Origin of the sequence: Nocardia sp. NPDC058114 (genome assembly GCF_042884695.1) — a bacterium.
Lineage (GTDB): Bacteria > Actinomycetota > Actinomycetes > Mycobacteriales > Mycobacteriaceae > Nocardia.
Window position 1 is genome coordinate 361,474 of record NZ_JBHVTK010000003.1, and the last position, 17,087, is coordinate 378,560.

The 17,087-nt window shown below is 65.9% G+C and carries 13 protein-coding genes; 8 read left to right on the forward strand and 5 right to left on the reverse strand.

What is annotated here, in order from left to right; translation table 11 throughout:
• Nucleotides 1–399 precede the first annotated feature (399 nt).
• The 3 genes from ACFVVI_RS14325 to ACFVVI_RS14335 all read left to right on the forward strand — a co-directional run bounded on the left by ACFVVI_RS14325 (nucleotide 400) and on the right by ACFVVI_RS14335 (nucleotide 8,574).
• Nucleotides 400–3,900, forward strand: coding sequence for a DNA-directed RNA polymerase subunit beta (locus ACFVVI_RS14325; protein ID WP_378990961.1), 3,501 nt, complete (start codon nucleotides 400–402; stop codon nucleotides 3,898–3,900).
• Between the two features lie 105 nt (nucleotides 3,901–4,005).
• Complete coding sequence (locus tag ACFVVI_RS14330; RefSeq protein ID WP_378990960.1) at nucleotides 4,006–7,959, forward strand: DNA-directed RNA polymerase subunit beta'; 3,954 nt, start codon at nucleotides 4,006–4,008, stop codon at nucleotides 7,957–7,959.
• Nucleotides 7,960–8,040: 81 nt separating this feature from the next.
• Entirely contained in the window at nucleotides 8,041–8,574 is a 534-nt protein-coding gene (locus ACFVVI_RS14335) for a hypothetical protein (RefSeq protein WP_387445713.1), read from the forward strand.
• On the opposite strand, the gene ACFVVI_RS14340 is transcribed toward ACFVVI_RS14335, so the two are convergent.
• On the reverse strand, nucleotides 8,571–9,398 hold the full coding sequence (locus ACFVVI_RS14340; RefSeq protein ID WP_378990956.1) for a formate/nitrite transporter family protein: 828 nt from the start codon (nucleotides 9,396–9,398) through the stop codon (nucleotides 8,571–8,573). The genes ACFVVI_RS14335 and ACFVVI_RS14340 overlap by 4 nt on opposite strands.
• A gap of 159 nt (nucleotides 9,399–9,557) precedes the next feature.
• Here ACFVVI_RS14340 and cynS point away from each other — a divergent pair, with 159 nt between their 5' ends.
• Nucleotides 9,558–10,007, forward strand: coding sequence for a cyanase (gene cynS, locus ACFVVI_RS14345; protein WP_378990954.1), 450 nt, complete (start codon nucleotides 9,558–9,560; stop codon nucleotides 10,005–10,007).
• Between the two features lie 18 nt (nucleotides 10,008–10,025).
• On the opposite strand, the gene ACFVVI_RS14350 is transcribed toward cynS, so the two are convergent.
• A complete protein-coding gene (locus ACFVVI_RS14350; RefSeq protein WP_387445714.1) occupies nucleotides 10,026–11,027 on the reverse strand; it encodes a DMT family transporter in 1,002 nt (333 codons plus the stop codon).
• A gap of 38 nt (nucleotides 11,028–11,065) precedes the next feature.
• Here ACFVVI_RS14350 and ACFVVI_RS14355 point away from each other — a divergent pair, with 38 nt between their 5' ends.
• The gene (locus tag ACFVVI_RS14355; protein ID WP_387445715.1) at nucleotides 11,066–11,596 is read left to right on the forward strand and encodes a CGNR zinc finger domain-containing protein; all 531 of its coding nucleotides are present in this window, start codon (nucleotides 11,066–11,068) and stop codon (nucleotides 11,594–11,596) included.
• 52 nt (nucleotides 11,597–11,648) lie between these two features.
• Here the strand turns inward: ACFVVI_RS14355 and ACFVVI_RS14360 are convergent, their stop codons facing one another.
• The gene (locus ACFVVI_RS14360) at nucleotides 11,649–12,317 is read right to left on the reverse strand and encodes a TetR/AcrR family transcriptional regulator C-terminal domain-containing protein (protein ID WP_379313630.1); all 669 of its coding nucleotides are present in this window, start codon (nucleotides 12,315–12,317) and stop codon (nucleotides 11,649–11,651) included.
• Between the two features lie 114 nt (nucleotides 12,318–12,431).
• Here ACFVVI_RS14360 and ACFVVI_RS14365 point away from each other — a divergent pair, with 114 nt between their 5' ends.
• Together ACFVVI_RS14365 and ACFVVI_RS14370 are read left to right on the forward strand one after the other, a co-directional pair.
• Entirely contained in the window at nucleotides 12,432–12,950 is a 519-nt protein-coding gene (locus ACFVVI_RS14365) for a hypothetical protein (protein WP_378990945.1), read from the forward strand.
• A 23-nt stretch (nucleotides 12,951–12,973) separates the two neighbouring features.
• Nucleotides 12,974–14,308 carry a serine hydrolase domain-containing protein gene (locus tag ACFVVI_RS14370; protein WP_387445716.1) on the forward strand — a complete coding sequence of 445 codons (1,335 nt, stop codon included), beginning with the start codon at nucleotides 12,974–12,976 and terminating at the stop codon, nucleotides 14,306–14,308.
• Nucleotides 14,309–14,369: 61 nt separating this feature from the next.
• On the opposite strand, the gene ACFVVI_RS14375 is transcribed toward ACFVVI_RS14370, so the two are convergent.
• On the reverse strand, nucleotides 14,370–15,050 hold the full coding sequence (locus tag ACFVVI_RS14375) for a hypothetical protein (RefSeq protein WP_379313628.1): 681 nt from the start codon (nucleotides 15,048–15,050) through the stop codon (nucleotides 14,370–14,372).
• A gap of 79 nt (nucleotides 15,051–15,129) precedes the next feature.
• Complete coding sequence (locus ACFVVI_RS14380; RefSeq protein WP_387445717.1) at nucleotides 15,130–16,140, reverse strand: aldo/keto reductase; 1,011 nt, start codon at nucleotides 16,138–16,140, stop codon at nucleotides 15,130–15,132.
• 100 nt (nucleotides 16,141–16,240) lie between these two features.
• Between ACFVVI_RS14380 and ACFVVI_RS14385 the strand changes: the two genes are divergently transcribed.
• Nucleotides 16,241–17,086 carry a helix-turn-helix transcriptional regulator gene (locus ACFVVI_RS14385; protein WP_379313626.1) on the forward strand — a complete coding sequence of 282 codons (846 nt, stop codon included), beginning with the start codon at nucleotides 16,241–16,243 and terminating at the stop codon, nucleotides 17,084–17,086.
• The last annotated feature ends 1 nt before the right edge of the window (nucleotide 17,087 follow it).

Below are 17,087 nucleotides of genomic sequence, written 5' to 3' on the forward strand. Positions count from 1 at the left end.
TGAGGGGCATCAACGCCAGCGAGAATTCGGCCCAGCACCAGCTGACAGGGGTCGGCGCCAGTTGAATAGAGGGCTCAGCGCCAAGTGAGCGGTCGTCTCGGGGGAGTCGGCGGCAGGGCGCGCAGCGGTGAAGGAACCCGACGCGGCCAGCGTCCAGGGCTTCGGCGCGTTATCCCGTGCGTCCGGTCACACGGATGGTATGTTGACACTCCCTTGTCTAGGGGTGTAAGTTTGGACGTTGCGCTGGCTGCCTCCTGTCCACACCTTGATTCGCACTCGAAAGTTCCACCCTTCCGGTGTTACTTCCGCTGCTGCTTGTTCTGGTTTCGTTCGGGCTGTAACCAGCGGAATTCGTAGCAGACAAGCGACGGTCGCGGACCACCACGCGACGCGCGTGAGGTGCTGGAAGGACGCATCTTGGCAGTCTCCACCCAGACCAAGGCTGGTATCCCCGGAGCCCCTTTGAGGGTTTCGTTCGCGAAGATCCGAGAGCCCTTGGAGGTGCCCGGACTTCTCGACCTACAAACGGACTCGTTCGCCTGGTTGGTCGGTACTCCCGACTGGCGTGAGAAGGCGGCCGCTCGCGGCGACGTCGGTCTCGCAGGCGGCCTCGAAGAGGTGCTCGAAGAGCTCTCGCCGATCGAGGACTTCTCCGGATCCATGTCCCTGTCGTTCTCTGATCCGCGCTTCGAAGAGGTCAAGGCCTCCATCGACGAGTGCAAAGAGAAGGACATGACCTACGCGGCGCCGTTGTTCGTCACCGCGGAGTTCATCAACAACAACACCGGCGAGATCAAGAGCCAGACGGTGTTCATGGGCGATTTCCCCATGATGACCGACAAGGGCACCTTCATCATCAACGGCACCGAGCGTGTCGTCGTCTCCCAGCTGGTCCGTTCCCCGGGCGTCTACTTCGATCACAACATCGACAAGACCACCGAGAAGGACCTGCACAGCGTGCGCGTGATCCCGTCGCGCGGCGCGTGGCTGGAGTTCGACGTCGACAAGCGCGACACCGTCGGTGTCCGTATCGACCGCAAGCGTCGTCAGCCGGTCACCGTGCTGCTCAAGGCGCTGGGTTGGACGACCGAGGAGATCGTCGAGCGTTTCGGCTTCTCCGAGATCATGATGTCCACCCTGGAGAAGGACAGCACGCCCGGCCAGGACGAGGCGCTGCTCGATATCTACCGCAAGCTGCGTCCGGGCGAGCCGCCGACCAAGGAGTCCGCGCAGACTCTGCTGGAGAACCTGTTCTTCAAGGAGAAGCGCTACGACCTGGCCCGCGTCGGTCGCTACAAGATCAACAAGAAGCTCGGCATCCACGTGCACGAGCCGGTGACCTCCTCGGTTCTCACCAAGGAAGACATCGTCGACACCATCGAGTACCTGGTGCGTCTGCACGCCGGTGACCGCACGATGACCGCCCCCGGCGGTGAAGAGGTCCCCGTCGAGATCGACGACATCGACCACTTCGGTAACCGTCGTCTGCGCACTGTCGGTGAGCTCATCCAGAACCAGATCCGCGTGGGCCTGTCCCGCATGGAGCGTGTCGTTCGTGAGCGGATGACGACTCAGGACGTCGAGGCGATCACGCCGCAGACCCTGATCAACATCCGTCCGGTCGTCGCGGCGATCAAGGAGTTCTTCGGAACTTCGCAGCTGTCGCAGTTCATGGACCAGAACAACCCGCTGTCGGGTCTGACCCACAAGCGCCGCCTGTCGGCGCTGGGCCCGGGTGGTCTGTCCCGTGAGCGCGCCGGTCTGGAAGTTCGTGACGTCCACCCGTCGCACTACGGCCGCATGTGCCCGATCGAGACCCCGGAAGGCCCGAACATCGGCCTGATCGGTTCGCTGTCGGTGTACGCGCGGGTCAACCCGTTCGGCTTCATCGAGACGCCGTACCAGAAGGTTGTCGACGGCAAGGTCACCGACGAGGTCAAGTACCTGACCGCCGACGAGGAAGACCGCTACGTTCGCGCGCAGGCCAACTCCCCGGTCGACGCCGAGGGTCGCTTCCTCGAGGAGAAGGTCCTCGTCCGCCGTGCGGGCGAAGAGGTCGAGTTCGTGACGCCGGCTCAGGTCGACTTCATGGACATCTCGCCGCGCCAGATGGTGTCGGTCGCGACGGCCATGATCCCGTTCCTCGAGCACGACGATGCCAACCGTGCGCTGATGGGCGCGAACATGCAGCGTCAGGCCGTGCCGCTGATCCGTTCCGAGTCCCCGATCGTGGGTACCGGCATGGAGCTGCGCGCAGCCGTCGACGCGGGCGACGTTGTTGTCAACGAGAAGCCCGGCGTTGTCGAAGAGGTCTCGGCCGATTACGTCACCGTGATGGCCGACGACGGCAGCCGCAAGTCCTACCGGATGCGCAAGTTCAACCGGTCGAACCAGGGCACCTGCTCGAACCAGCGTCCGATCGTGGACGAGGGCGATCGGGTGGAGAAGGGGCAGGTCCTCGCGGACGGCCCCTGCACCGAGAACGGTGAGATGGCGCTGGGCAAGAACTTGCTCGTCGCGATCATGCCGTGGGAAGGCCACAACTACGAGGACGCGATCATCCTGTCGCAGCGCCTCGTGGAAGAGGACGTTCTCACCTCGATCCACATTGAAGAGCACGAGATCGATGCCCGCGACACCAAGCTCGGTGCCGAGGAGATCACCCGGGACATCCCGAACGTCTCCGACGAGGTCCTCGCCGACCTCGACGAGCGCGGCATCATCCGCATCGGTGCCGAGGTCCGCGACGGCGACATCCTGGTCGGCAAGGTCACGCCCAAGGGCGAGACCGAGCTCACCCCGGAAGAGCGTCTGCTGCGTGCCATCTTCGGTGAGAAGGCTCGCGAAGTGCGCGACACCTCGCTCAAGGTGCCCCACGGTGAGTCCGGCAAGGTCATCGGCATTCGCGTGTTCTCGCGTGAAGACGACGACGATCTGCCTCCCGGTGTGAACGAGCTGGTCCGCGTCTACGTGGCCCAGAAGCGCAAGATCCAGGACGGCGACAAGCTCGCCGGTCGCCACGGCAACAAGGGTGTCATCGGCAAGATCCTCCCCATCGAGGACATGCCGTTCATGCCCGACGGCACGCCGGTCGACATCATCCTGAACACCCACGGTGTGCCCCGTCGTATGAACATCGGCCAGATCCTGGAAACCCATCTCGGGTGGATCGGTAAGGCCGGCTGGAATATCGACGTGGCCGCGGACGGCACCCGTCCCGACTGGGCGGCGACGCTGCCCGAGGAGATGCTGGCCGCGCCGGCCGACTCGAACATCGCCACGCCCGTCTTCGACGGCGCCAAGGATGACGAGCTGACCGGTCTGCTCGGGTCGACCCTGCCCAACCGTGACGGTGAGCGGATGGTCAACGCCGACGGCAAGTCGACGCTGTTCGACGGTCGTTCGGGTGAGCCGTTCCCGTACCCGGTCGCGGTCGGTTACATGTACATCCTGAAGCTGCACCACCTGGTCGACGACAAGATCCACGCCCGTTCGACCGGTCCGTACTCGATGATCACGCAGCAGCCGCTGGGTGGTAAGGCGCAGTTCGGTGGTCAGCGATTCGGTGAGATGGAGTGCTGGGCCATGCAGGCCTACGGTGCGGCGTACACGCTGCAGGAACTCCTGACCATCAAGTCCGACGACGTGGTCGGCCGCGTGAAGGTCTACGAGGCCATCGTCAAGGGCGAGAACATTCCGGAGCCGGGCATCCCGGAGTCGTTCAAGGTGCTCCTCAAGGAACTCCAGTCACTGTGCCTCAACGTCGAGGTGCTGTCTTCGGATGGTGCCGCGATCGAGATGGGCGGCGGCGAAGACGAGGATCTGGAGCGCGCGGCCGCGAACCTGGGCATCAACCTGTCCAGGAACGAAGCCGCCACCATCGACGATCTGGCGAACTAGGTGGTAAGCGGTGCGGTCGCTGTGGAAGCGACCGCGCCGCGCACCGCGCTCGACAACTAGTGAACTTTTGCTCGAATTCGACCCGAACAGGGGAAAGGAAGTTACGTGCTAGACGTCAACTTCTTCGATGAACTCCGGATCGGCCTTGCCTCCGCCGATGACATCCGCCAGTGGTCTTTCGGCGAGGTGAAGAAGCCGGAGACCATCAACTACCGCACGCTCAAGCCGGAGAAGGACGGGCTCTTCTGCGAGAAGATCTTCGGTCCCACCCGGGACTGGGAGTGCTACTGCGGCAAGTACAAGCGTGTCCGCTTCAAGGGCATCATCTGTGAGCGCTGTGGCGTCGAGGTGACTCGCGCCAAGGTGCGTCGTGAGCGGATGGGCCACATCGAGCTGGCCGCTCCGGTTACTCACATCTGGTACTTCAAGGGCGTTCCGTCGCGCTTGGGCTACCTGCTCGACCTGGCGCCGAAGGATCTCGAGAAGATCATCTACTTCGCCGCCTACGTCATCGTCGGCGTCGACGAGGAGCTGCGTCACAACGAGCTCTCCACGCTCGAAGCCGAGATGGAGGTCGAGAAGAAGGCTGTCGCCGATCAGCGCGACGCCGACCTCGAGGCCCGCGCGCAGAAGCTCGAAGCCGATCTGGCCGAGCTGGAAGCCGAGGGCGCCAAGTCCGACGTGCGTCGCAAGGTCAAGGACGGCGGCGAGCGCGAAATGCGTCAGCTGCGCGACCGCTCGCAGCGTGAGCTGGACCGCCTCGACGAGATCTGGACGACCTTCACCAAGCTGTCGGTCAAGCAGCTCATCGTCGACGAGGTGCTCTACCGCGAGCTCGTCGACCGCTACGGCGAGTACTTCACCGGCGCCATGGGTGCGGAGTCCATCCAGAAGCTGATGGAGAACTTCGACATCAACGCCGAGGCCGAGAGCCTGCGCGAGACCATTCGCTCCGGCAAGGGTCAGAAGAAGCTGCGCGCGCTCAAGCGTCTGAAGGTCGTCGCGGCCTTCCAGACCAACGGCAACTCGCCCATGGGCATGGTGCTCGACGCTGTTCCGGTGATCCCGCCGGAGCTGCGCCCGATGGTCCAGCTCGACGGTGGCCGTTTCGCCACCTCCGACCTGAACGACCTGTACCGCCGCGTGATCAACCGCAACAACCGCCTCAAGCGACTGATCGATCTGGGTGCGCCCGAGATCATCGTCAACAACGAGAAGCGGATGCTGCAGGAGTCGGTCGACGCACTGTTCGACAACGGCCGTCGTGGCCGTCCGGTCACCGGACCGGGTAACCGCCCGCTGAAGTCCCTGAGCGACCTGCTCAAGGGCAAGCAGGGTCGTTTCCGTCAGAACCTGCTCGGCAAGCGCGTCGACTACTCGGGCCGTTCGGTCATCGTGGTCGGTCCGCAGCTCAAGCTGCACCAGTGTGGTCTGCCGAAGCTGATGGCGCTCGAGCTGTTCAAGCCGTTCGTCATGAAGCGTCTGGTCGATCTCAACCACGCGCAGAACATCAAGTCCGCCAAGCGGATGGTCGAGCGTCAGCGCGCACAGGTGTGGGATGTCCTCGAAGAGGTCATCGCCGAGCACCCTGTGCTGCTGAACCGCGCGCCCACCCTGCACCGCCTCGGCATCCAGGCCTTCGAGCCCCAGCTGGTCGAAGGCAAGGCCATTCAGCTGCACCCGCTCGTCTGTGAGGCGTTCAACGCCGACTTCGACGGTGACCAGATGGCCGTGCACCTTCCGCTGTCCGCGGAGGCGCAGGCCGAGGCACGCATCCTGATGCTGTCGTCGAACAACATCCTGTCCCCGGCGTCGGGTCGCCCGCTGGCGATGCCGCGTCTGGACATGGTGACGGGCTTGTTCTACCTGACCCGTCTCGACGAGAACGGTGTCGGCACCTACAAGGCCGCCGCCAAGGACGAGCCGGAGTACGGCGTGTTCTCCTCGCCCGCCGAGGCACAGATGGCCGTCGATCGTGGCGAGCTGACCGTGCGGTCCACCATCAAGGTGCGGCTGACCGAGCAGCGCCCGCCGCGGGATATCGAGAACGAGCTGTTCCCGGACGGCTGGAAGCGCGGCGAAGCGTGGCTGGCCGAGACCACGCTGGGTCGCGTGATCTTCAACGATCTGCTCCCGGCGGACTACGCGTTCATCAACGAGCCGATGCCGAAGAAGCGTCAGGCCACGATCATCAACGATCTGGCCGAGCGCTACCCGATGATCGTCGTCGCGCAGACCGTCGACAAGCTCAAGGACGCCGGCTTCTACTGGGCCACGCGTTCGGGTGTCACCGTCTCCATGTCGGACGTGCTCGTTCCGCCGGAGAAGCCCGAGATCATGGAACGCTACGAGTCGATGGCGGACCTGATCGAGAAGAAGTACCAGCGTGGCGCGCTCGATCACTCCGAGCGCAACAACGCCCTGGTCAAGATCTGGCAGGAAGCCACCGAGGAAGTGGGCGCCGCGCTGCGTACCCACTACCCGCCTGACAACCCGATCATCACGATCGTCGACTCCGGCGCCACGGGTAACTTCACCCAGACCCGTACCCTCGCGGGTATGAAGGGCCTGGTGACGAACCCGAAGGGTGAGTTCATCCCGCGCCCGATCAAGTCCTCGTTCCGTGAGGGCCTGACCGTGCTCGAGTACTTCATCAACACCCACGGTGCTCGTAAGGGTCTGGCCGACACGGCGCTTCGTACCGCCGACTCGGGTTACCTGACCCGTCGTCTGGTCGATGTGTCGCAGGACGTCATCGTCCGCGAAGAGGACTGTGGCACCGAACGCGGCATCCTGGTGCCGATCGCGGAGAAGCTGGCCGACGGCACGATCATCCGTGACGCGCACGTCGAGACCTCCACCTATGCCCGGACGCTCGCGTCCGACGCGGTGGATGCCAAGGGCAATGTCATCGTGTCGAAGGGCGCCGACCTCGGCGACCCCGCGCTCGACGCGCTGCTCGCGGCCGGTATCACCGAGGTGAAGGTCCGCTCCGTGCTGACCTGCACCACCGGCACCGGCGTCTGTGCCACCTGCTACGGCCGTTCGATGGCCACCGGCAAGCTGGTCGATATCGGCGAGGCCGTCGGCATCGTCGCGGCCCAGTCCATCGGTGAGCCCGGTACCCAGCTGACCATGCGTACCTTCCACCAGGGTGGTGTCGCAGGCGACGACATCACCGGTGGTCTGCCGCGTGTTCAGGAGCTCTTCGAGGCCCGTGTCCCCAAGGGCAAGGCGCCGATCGCGGAGGTCTCGGGCCGGGTGCGTCTCGAGGACGACGACCGCTTCTACAAGATCACGATCATCCCTGATGACGGGTCGGAGGAAGTCGTCTACGACAAGCTCTCGAAGCGTCAGCGTCTGCGGGTGTTCAAGCACGACGACGGCTCCGAGCGTCTGCTGGCCGACGGTGACCACGTGGAGGTGGGTCAGCAGCTGCTCGAGGGCGCTGCCGATCCGCACGAGGTGCTGCGCGTGATGGGTCCCCGTCAGGTGCAGGTCCACCTGGTCCACGAGGTCCAGGAGGTCTACCGCTCGCAGGGTGTGTCGATCCACGACAAGCACATCGAGGTCATCGTTCGCCAGATGCTGCGTCGTGTGACGATCATCGATTCGGGTGCGACCGAGTTCCTGCCCGGCTCGCTCACCGAGCGCGCCGAGTTCGAGAACTCGAACCGTCGCGTGGTGGCCGAAGGCCGCGAGCCGGCCTCGGGCCGTCCCGTGCTGATGGGTATCACCAAGGCGTCGCTGGCCACCGATTCGTGGCTGTCGGCGGCTTCCTTCCAGGAGACCACCCGAGTGCTGACGGACGCGGCGATCAACTGCCGCTCCGACAAGCTGATCGGCCTGAAGGAGAACGTGATCATCGGTAAGCTCATCCCGGCCGGTACCGGTATCAACCGTTACCGCAACATCCAGGTGCAGCCGACCGAAGAAGCCCGTGCCGCGGCGTACGCGGTGCCGTCCTACGACGACACCTACTACTCCCCGGACAGCTTCGGCTCCTCCACCGGCGCAGCGGTGCCGTTGGACGACTACGGCTTCAGCGACTACCGCTAAGCAGTAACCCGAACGCCCCGTTCCTTCTTGGAGCGGGGCGTTCGTCGTTTCTGTGTCGGTGTGGGGTGAGACCATCTCGGTATGCCCGAAACCGCAGAGGCCCTGTCGATCGAGGACATGGTCCGTGGCGCGATCAAGCAGGTGTGGGCGGACTGTCCGGATCTGGTCGTGGATGCCGTTCACGAGCGAACTGTGGTGGCGCACATCGCATCCGCGCTGAATCAGCGATTGTCGGTTCTGCCCGGGAAGTGGCGCGCGGATGTCGAATACGATCGTGTCACGAATTTAGAATTCTCGATGGTGCGGAAGCAGCTGCGATTGGCGCGCGCGGGGCTCGACGATGTCAGCTTCGTGGTACCGGACTTGATCGTGCACGAACCGTACAGTGGTTCGAAACGTGGCAATATCCTTGTGCTGGAAGCCAAGAAGGGGCGCGTTTCAGCGCGGGCACGCGAAGGCGATTACATCAAACTCTGTGCGTTCATCGAGCAACTCGGATACCGGCACGCGGTTTTCCTCGAGTTCGACGGTGCGGGTGGCCGCCCCAGGGTCGAGTGGATTCGCTCGGCGTACGAGTACCCGGACCCAACCCTGCGGGCGTCGGAGGAGCTCTAGTCCACTGCCGATTCGGCGGGCCGGCGTGACGGGGCGGTGCGGGCGTGGGTGGCGTAGAGGGTCAGGCCGACGAAGGTGAGCCCGCCTACGAGATTGCCGAGGACGGTGGGGATTTCGTTCCATACGAGGTAGTCGCCGAGGGAGAAGTCGCCGCCCAGGAGCAGGCCGGAGGGGAACAGGAACATGTTGACGATGGAGTGTTCGAAGCCCATGTAGAAGAACAGCATGATGGGCATCCACATCGCGATCACCTTGCCCGACACCGAGGTCGACATCATGGCGGCGACCACGCCGGTGGAGACCATCCAGTTGCACAGCACGGCGCGGATGAACAGGGTGAGCATGCCCGCGGCTCCGTGTTCGGCGTAGCCGAGGGTTCTGGATTCGCCGATCTCACCGAGCTTCTCGCCGACGGCGCTGGGGTCGACGGAGAAACCCATGGTGAGGATGATGGCCATCATCACCGCGACGGTGAACGCGCCCGCGAAGTTGCCGACGAACACCAGTCCCCAGTTGCGCAGCATCGTGCGCACCGTGACGCCGCGTCGTTTGTCGATCAGGGCCAGCGGAACCAGCGTGAAAACGCCGGTGAGCAAGTCGAATCCGAGCAGGTAGAGCATGCAGAACCCGACCGGGAAGAGCACGGCTCCGAGTAGTGGTTCGCCGGTGTTCACGGTGATGGTCACGGCGAACGCGGCGGCGAGGGCGAGGATCGCGCCCGCCATGTAGGCGCGGATCACGGTGTCGCGGGTGGACATGAAGGCTTTGGCCTCGCCCGCGTCGATCATCTTCTCGACGAAGTCCGCCGGTGTGAGATAGGACATGGAAAACCCTTCGTAGTGGCTCTAGCGCAGGAGTTTTCGCTGTCGAGGTTGCCTCGCGGTCACCGGACGTTGCTCCCACGTAAATAGTGGTATTCCACTATGGCGGCGAGTGCCTCCGAATGGCAGGCTGGCTGCGACCCCGACCCTAGGAGCCCCTGCATGCAACCGATCCTGAGCAAGTCCGCCGCCGCCGACCTCATCGTCGCCGCTCGTATCCGCAAGGGTATGACGTGGGCGGGCATCGCGGAATCGATCGGCGCACCCGTGGTCTGGACGACGGCAGCCCTGCTCGGCCAGCACCCGATGACCGAGGAACAGGCCGCCGCCGTCTGCACCCTGCTGGACCTCGACGACACCGTCGCCGAAAGCCTGCGTCTGCAACCCTCCCGCGGCGCCGACCCGGCGACACTGTCCGACCCCACCATCTACCGCCTCGTGGAAGCCGTCTCGGTCTACGGCCCCGCCCTCAAGGAACTCATCCACGAGGAATTCGGCGACGGCATCATGAGCGCCATCAACTTCAACATCGACATAGCCCGCCGCCCCCACCCCGACGGCGACCGCGTCGTCATCACCCTGGACGGCAAATTCCTCGACTACCGCTGGTGAATCGGGTTCTGTCGACGGTCAGGATCCTTGCTCGGTCCGAGTCCGCGGGAGCTCCGTCGGGGTGTCTGCCGGTGTCTCGGGGTCGCCGAGCGCGGGCGCGGTGGGCTCGCCGAGGCGGACGGAGACGACTCCGATGAGGATCAACGCGCCGCCGAGTAGCTGGATCGGGCGGGGGGCTTCGGCGAGGAGGATCCAGGCGAAGATCAGGGCGGCGAGGACCTCGGTGAGGGCTACGAAGGAGGCCAGGCGGGAGCCGAGGCGGCGGGTGGCGGCGATGCCGGTGACGTAGGCGATGGCGGCGGTGACGATGCCGATGACGAGGATGGGGATCCACCAGGGGGTGGTGAAGTCGGCGAAGGCGACCCGGTGGGTGGTGGCGTGCAGGGGGACGATGCCGAGGGCGCCCGCCAGGATCAGGGTGAGGCCGCCGATCAGGAGTCCGCCGCAGGCCAGAACGGTGCCGGGGAGGTCCCCGCCCTGGGCGGAGAGGACGAAATAGGCCGCGGCGCCGAGCATCGCCGCCAGCGCCCAGGCGATGCCGATCGGGTCGGTCGACAGGCCGGAGGTCACATCGAGCACGAGCAGCAGGCCGGTGATTCCGAGGACCGCGCCCGCGATGGTGGCCGCGCCGGGCTGTTGCCGGTGGCGCACCCACAACCAGCCCACCACGACGATCGGCGCGGTGTATTCGATCAGCAGCGCGGCGCCGACTTCCATGTGCGCGACGGCGTTGAAGTAGGCGAGCTGGGTGCCCGCCACGGCGACCAGGCCGTACGCGACGATGAGATTAGCGTTGGTGCGCAACAGTTTCCAGTTTCCCCGCAGGTGGGGGAGGGCGAGCGGCACGAGAACCACCCCGGCCAGCAGCACGCGCGCGGCGACAACGGCGGCGGCGCTCCAGCCCGCGTTCATCAGCCCACGCGCGAGTGGACCGGACAGCCCGAACGAGGTGGCCGACGCCAGCGCGAGCAGCAGTCCGGACCGCATCCGGATCGCGCTGTCATGAGTCAAAGTCACCATGACTAATGACGGTAAGGAGCCTGCGGTAATATGTCAATGTGGTTTTTGCTCATGACACCGAGGCGGCCCTGCTGGCGGCGGTCGAACTGGTCAATTCCGCCGAAGACCCCGACACCTTGACCGAGACAGCTCAGCTCGCCGAGTTCTTCGAACGACACGTCTACACGGGCGCGCACACCGGCGACGCGGCCGAACTGACCGCTGTCCGGGCCCTGCGCGCGCCGCTGCGCGCGATGCTCACCAGCGACCGTGATACCGCCGTCACGCTCGTGAACGAGACTCTCGCCGGGCACCGCGCCGTACCGCAGTTGGTCCGCCACGGCGACGTCGACTATCACGTGCACGCGGTCCCGCCGCAAGCCCCACTTCCGGTCCGCATCGCCGTCGAAACCGCGATGGCGATGATCGATCTGATCCGCGCCGACGACCTGAGCAGACTCTCGATCTGCGCCGACGCGGACTGTGCGGGACTGGTACTCGACTTGTCCCGCAACCGTTCCCGCCGCTATTGCAGCACCGCATGCGGCAACCGCAACGCCGTCGCCGCCTACCGTGCGCGCCAGAAGTAGCCCACTGCAACGTGGTTCGGAGTAGCCGATGCCGGACTGAGTCTGTCTCGGGCTAGCTCGGCCGTCTCTGCGTGAGCCCGTCGAGCAATGCGGCGAGCCCGAACTCGAAACTCCCCACGGCCGTGAGGGTTTCCGTGTCGGCGCGCTCGAGCCGGGCTCGCAGCCGCGGATACGGCAGGGCGATCTCGCCTGCCTCGTCGAGCGCGGCCTGGAGTTCTACCGCCGGATCGCGATCTCCGCGCCCGAGCCGTCGCCGCAGTGACACATCGGCCGCGGCGCCGGCGGCACTGCCGAGGATCAGCGTGAACACCGACCCCATCGCTTGGTCGGCCGCGTCGTCGACGAACCCGGCGTTCTCGTACACCGTCAGTGCGACCTCGTCGTGGCGAGCCTTGTTCGGCCCGTAGAGCAGGTAGCTCGACTGCGCCTGCGCCAGCCAGGGATGCCTGGTGATGGTTGTGTACAACCCGCGGGCCAGCTGTTCGGCGGCCGCGCGCCAGTCGAGCGAGTCGGGATCGGGCAGGGTGATTTCGCCCCAGATCTCGTCGGCGGCGAGGCGAATCAGGTTGTCCTTGTTCTTCACATGCCAGTACATCGCGGTCGGTGCGGAATCGAGCCGCTTGCCGAGGCTGCGCATGTTCAGCCCGTCGAGTCCCTCTTCGTCGAGCAGGTCGATCGCGGTGGCGACGATTTGTTCGCGGGTCAATGTCTCACGCGGCATGCCTAGACCATAGGGGTTCACCTGGCACTTTCACAAAGTTCAAGAAATCTCTTGCACTTAGTTCAAGTAGACCGCTACGCTACTTTTACAAAGTTCAAGAAGGGATCGACCAGCATGAATGTCTTCCTCGCCACCATCGACCTCGCCATCGCCGCCGCGTTCGTGAGCATGCCGTTCGTGCGCAATCGCTACGGCGCGGCCGCCATGGTCACCGCCGAGTCCGAGCTGGCCAGACAGGGGGTGCGCACCACCGCGCTCACCGAGAACGGCATGCGGTTCGACGCCAGTGGCCACGAGAGTGCCGCGCCACTGAGCGTCGCCGCGATCATGATCGCGCTCGCCGGCGTCAACCTCGCTGACCTGGCCGTCGCCCGGCCGCTGAACTGGGTGCTGTTGACGCTGGTTCTGCTCGGCAACAGCGTCATCGTCTACAGCAATCACACCGCCGTGCGCTCGGTGCGCGCCGCGTTCCACCGCAAGGGCGATCCCGAACTGATCCGTATCGACGTTCCCGCACTGCTCGCGGCCGCCGAATCCGGCTTCCCGGCCTGGACGTGGACGTTGCAGACGCTGCGCAACATCACCGTCTTCGGCAGCGCCGTCCTCGGCCTCGCGGCCCTCGTACTTTCCTGAAACAGCAAGCAAGGAGAAGAACCATGTCCGATCTCGCCCAGTTCATCGCCGCTACCGCCACCGAATTCGGCATCCCCGGCCTAGCCGTCGGTGTTTTCGCCGACGGTCACGAGATCTTCGCGACGCACGGCGTCACCGGCATCGACAACCCGCTTCCCATCACCCCCGACACTCTGTTCGCCGCCGGCTCCATCACCAAACCGGTGACCGCGACCGCGCTGATGCGGCTGGTCGCCGAAGGCCGAATCGACCTCAACGCGACTGTTCAGCAGTATGTTCCGGAATTCACGGCCTCGACCGACATCACCGTCGGGGCCCTGCTCAACCACACCTCGGGCCTGGACTGGAACCTCCTCGTCGATACCGGCGAGGGTGACGACGCGCTCGCCGAGTTCGCCCGCCGGTTGAGTGATCTCCCGCCGATCGGCAAGCCGGGCGAACGCTCCTCCTACAGTCAGGCCGGTTTCAACCTCCTCGGCCGGGTCATCGAAACTGTCACCGGCCAGAGTTTCGAGCGCGCGGTCCACGACCTCGTGCTCGCACCGGTCGGTATGGACAACAGCGTCTTCCAGCTCTCCGATGTCATGACCCGCCGCTTCGCGATCGGTCACGAACTCGGCGCCGACCACGAAATGAGCGTCGTCCGGCCGTGGAAGGGCAACCGCGCCAACAATCCCGGCGGTGGCCTGGCCACGACCGTCGCCGATCAGTTGCGGTGGATGCGCGTGCACCTGGGGAAGAGCGACGTGCTGCCGACCGACATGCTCGCCCGCATGCAGGAGCCGACCGTGCAGCTGCGGGCCAGTTCGCTCGGCGACGCGATCGGTCAGTGCTGGTTCGTCCGCGACATCGATGGCGTCCGCACCATCGGCCACGGCGGTTCGGGCTTCGGGCAATTCGCCGAACTGCTTCTCGTCCCCGAACGCGACTTCGCGGTGGTGGTGATGGCCAACGCCGGTCCCGATGGCATCGCGTGCAACCAGCGCATCGTCCGCTGGGTCCTCGCGCACTACCTCGGCATCGATGATGTCGACCCGGCACCGCTGCCCTTCGACGCCGCGGCGGCCGCGGAACTGGTCGGCCGCTACGAGATCGACGCGATGACTTTCGACATCACCGCGACCCCGTCGAGTCTGGTCCTCGAGGTCAGGATCAAGCCGGAGCTGCGTGCGGCGGCCGGCCAGGATCTCCCGCCCGACCACGCGCCGTTCGATGTCGGCCTGCTGCCCGGCGCCGGTGACGAATACATCGTCACCTCAGGGGCTTTCGTCGGTCAGCGCGGATACTTCAGCCGCGACGAGGACGGCGGGGTGATCGGAGTGGACCTGGCCGGCCGGTTGTTCACCCGCATCGGCTAGCGCGCGTCGGGTGGACCGCCGGGTTTCGCCACCCGGCGGTTCGGTCGTGCCCGCAGCGCGCCTACCTGACCTTCGGGCACTTCTTGCCCGCCAGATGGCACTTGTCCTCGAATCCCGCGGGCAGCCAGGTGCCGGTCTTCAGCAGTGGGTGGTGCGGAAAGTGCCGCAGGGCGGCGGTGACGAAAAGCAATACCGCCCACGGGCTTTGGATCTGGATCTGCTGCAACTTGCCGTCTCGGTCGGGGAATCGGCAGCCGACGCGATCCGGCGCGGTGAGGTCGATGGACTCGAGCGCGGACCAGTACAGCGAGAACGACCGATCGGGGTTGGCGAGATGCAACCGCCGGTCCGAGATCATCACCGACCCCGGCCGTTCCGCCACCCAGCGCGGTTGCGCGGCGGCCGCTGCCTGAGTGCGCCGGGTCCGGTTCACGACCGCATTACCCAACTGTGCGGCCGCGACGATCGGGGCCGGACCGGCGACGGGCCCCCGGCTCCTGGTCCGATTTCCGTCGCCGGTCGGCCGCCACGTGTACCAGTTGACGGCTCCCTCGGCGAGACCGACCTCGCCGGGCTCGATCCGCACCCGCGTCGCCGTGTGCGGGATCAGTCCCACCTCGCCGCGCGCCAGCAGATCGGCCACCCCGCAGGTGTACAGCAGGTAGTCGTCGAACCACGTCCACCCGGCCTGTTCGGCCAGGGCGCGTTCGATATCGGCCAGCGGGTCGAACACCACTCTCATCACCACCCACCCGTGCGGACTTACTGGTGTCAACGGTAGCGGAGACCGGCGGCAACGCGCGGTCGGCGGACAGCGAAAATCAGCGTTCGCTGTCGAGCATCGCCATCTGCTCGGCCGCGTACCGCTCGCCCGCGACGGCGTCGGCCGGGGCTGCCGCCTCGATCACGGCCAGCTCGTCGGGCGTGAGCGAGATCGCGAGCGCCCCGAGCGTCTCGTCGAGACGCGTCCGGCTGCGCGCGCCGATGACCGGCACGATGTCCTCGCCTCGGCTCAGTGCCCAGGCGATCGCCAGCTGGGCGACCGAAACCTGTTTCGTGGCAGCGATATCGGCCAGCGCCTCGACCAAGCGCAAGTTCCTGGTGAGGTTTTCGCCTTGGAAGCGGGGGCTGTGGGCACGGAAGTCGCCGGCCGTCGCGGGCCCGCCATTGCGGAAGGTATCGCTGAGCAGCCCCCGCGAGAGCACGCCGTAGGCGGTGATGCCCGTGCCGAGTTGCCGTGCGACCGGGAGGATTTCCTTTTCGATGCCGCGGGAGATGAGCGAGTACTCGATCTGGAGGTCGGCGATCGGGTGCACCGCGGCGGCCCGTCGCAGTGTGTCGGCACCGATCTCGGAGAGTCCGATGTACCGCACGTACCCCGCCTCGACGAGTTCGCCGATCGCGCCGACGGTGTCCTCGATCGGCACCTCGGGATCCAGGCGCGCGGGCCGGTAGACGTCGATGTGATCGACACCGAGTCGAGTCAGTGTGTAGGTGAGGAAGTTGCGGAGGGCGGCCGGTCGCCCGTCGAAGCCGCCCCATGTTCCGCCCGGCCCGCGCAGCGCACCGAATTTCACGCTGAGTACCACGTCCTCGCGGGCGCGTTCGGCGATGGCCTTGCCGACCAGCATCTCGTTGTGACCCGCGCCGTAGAAGTCACCGGTGTCGATGAGGTTGATGCCCGCGTCGATGGCGGCATGGAGGGTCGCGACCGATTCACGGTCGTCGGAGGCGCCGTATATCCCGGACATGCCCATCGCGCCGAGGCCGATGCGGCTGACGCGGGGACCGGTGTCGCCGAGGCCGACGGTGGGAATCTGTGAGTTCGTCATGCTTCGAGCCTGCGCCGCGAGCGCCGCTCGCGGCAGAGATCGTTCATCGGGGGATCGCCGGTCCCTGGCTGGGCGCCGCCGCGAAGCGCACCATGGAGACATGGACCGATCCGAGCTGGCCGACTTCCTGCGCCGTCACCGGGAACTGCTCACCCCCGCCGACGTGGGCCTGCCGCCCGGCGTGCGTCGGCGCACCCCCGGTCTGCGACGCGACGAGGTGGCTCTGCTCACCGGCATGTCGACCGACTACTACACCCGCCTCGAACAGGCGCGTGGTCCACGCCCGTCCACCCAGGTCCTCACCGCGCTGGCTCGCGCGCTGCGCCTGAGTGCCGACGAGCGCGACCACCTGTTCCATCTGTGCGGCCACTCGTCCCCGGACCGCGGGCTGCGCGACAAGCACGTCGGCCCCGGCCTGCTGCACATGCTGGACAAACTCGACGACGTCCCCGCCGCCGTGATCACCGATCTCGGCGAGGTTCTCGTCCAGAACCGCATGCACAGTCTGCTGGCCGGTGACCACGGCGCCCGCAGGGGTCTCGATCGCTTCTATTCCTGGCGCTGGTTCACCGATCCATCGGCCAGAACGCTCTTCCCCGAATCGGATTGGGCCCGTATGAGCCGCAGCCATGTGGCCGATCTGCGTGCCACCGCGGCACGTCGCGCCGACGATGCGGAGGTCACCGGCTTCATCAGCGAGTTACGCGGCAACAGTGCGGAATTCGAAGAGCTGTGGAACGAACACGAGGTCGCCGTGCGGATCTCCGACACCAAACAGTTCCTGCATCCGGAAATCGGCCTGATCGATACGATCTGCGAAACCCTGCTCACCCCGAACGCCGCCCAGCGACTGCTGGTCTATCTGCCGCGTCCCGGCACCGACGCGGCGGAGAAGATGGCGCTGCTGCGGGTGATCGGCACCCAACTTCTCAGTCCGACACAGTGAT

What these genes read in the sequence shown, in the direction of transcription:
- ACFVVI_RS14335 (WP_387445713.1), top strand. Translation starts at nt 8,041, where the DNA reads ATGCCCGAAACCGCAGAGGCCCTGTCGATCGAGGACATGGTCCGTGGC.
- ACFVVI_RS14340 (WP_378990956.1), bottom strand. Translation starts at nt 9,398, where the DNA reads ATGTCCTATCTCACACCGGCGGACTTCGTCGAGAAGATGATCGACGCG.
- cynS (WP_378990954.1), top strand. Translation starts at nt 9,558, where the DNA reads ATGCAACCGATCCTGAGCAAGTCCGCCGCCGCCGACCTCATCGTCGCC.
- ACFVVI_RS14350 (WP_387445714.1), bottom strand. Translation starts at nt 11,027, where the DNA reads ATGGTGACTTTGACTCATGACAGCGCGATCCGGATGCGGTCCGGACTG.
- ACFVVI_RS14360 (WP_379313630.1), bottom strand. Translation starts at nt 12,317, where the DNA reads ATGCCGCGTGAGACATTGACCCGCGAACAAATCGTCGCCACCGCGATC.
- ACFVVI_RS14365 (WP_378990945.1), top strand. Translation starts at nt 12,432, where the DNA reads ATGAATGTCTTCCTCGCCACCATCGACCTCGCCATCGCCGCCGCGTTC.
- ACFVVI_RS14370 (WP_387445716.1), top strand. Translation starts at nt 12,974, where the DNA reads ATGTCCGATCTCGCCCAGTTCATCGCCGCTACCGCCACCGAATTCGGC.
- ACFVVI_RS14375 (WP_379313628.1), bottom strand. Translation starts at nt 15,050, where the DNA reads ATGAGAGTGGTGTTCGACCCGCTGGCCGATATCGAACGCGCCCTGGCC.
- ACFVVI_RS14380 (WP_387445717.1), bottom strand. Translation starts at nt 16,140, where the DNA reads ATGACGAACTCACAGATTCCCACCGTCGGCCTCGGCGACACCGGTCCC.
- ACFVVI_RS14385 (WP_379313626.1), top strand. Translation starts at nt 16,241, where the DNA reads ATGGACCGATCCGAGCTGGCCGACTTCCTGCGCCGTCACCGGGAACTG.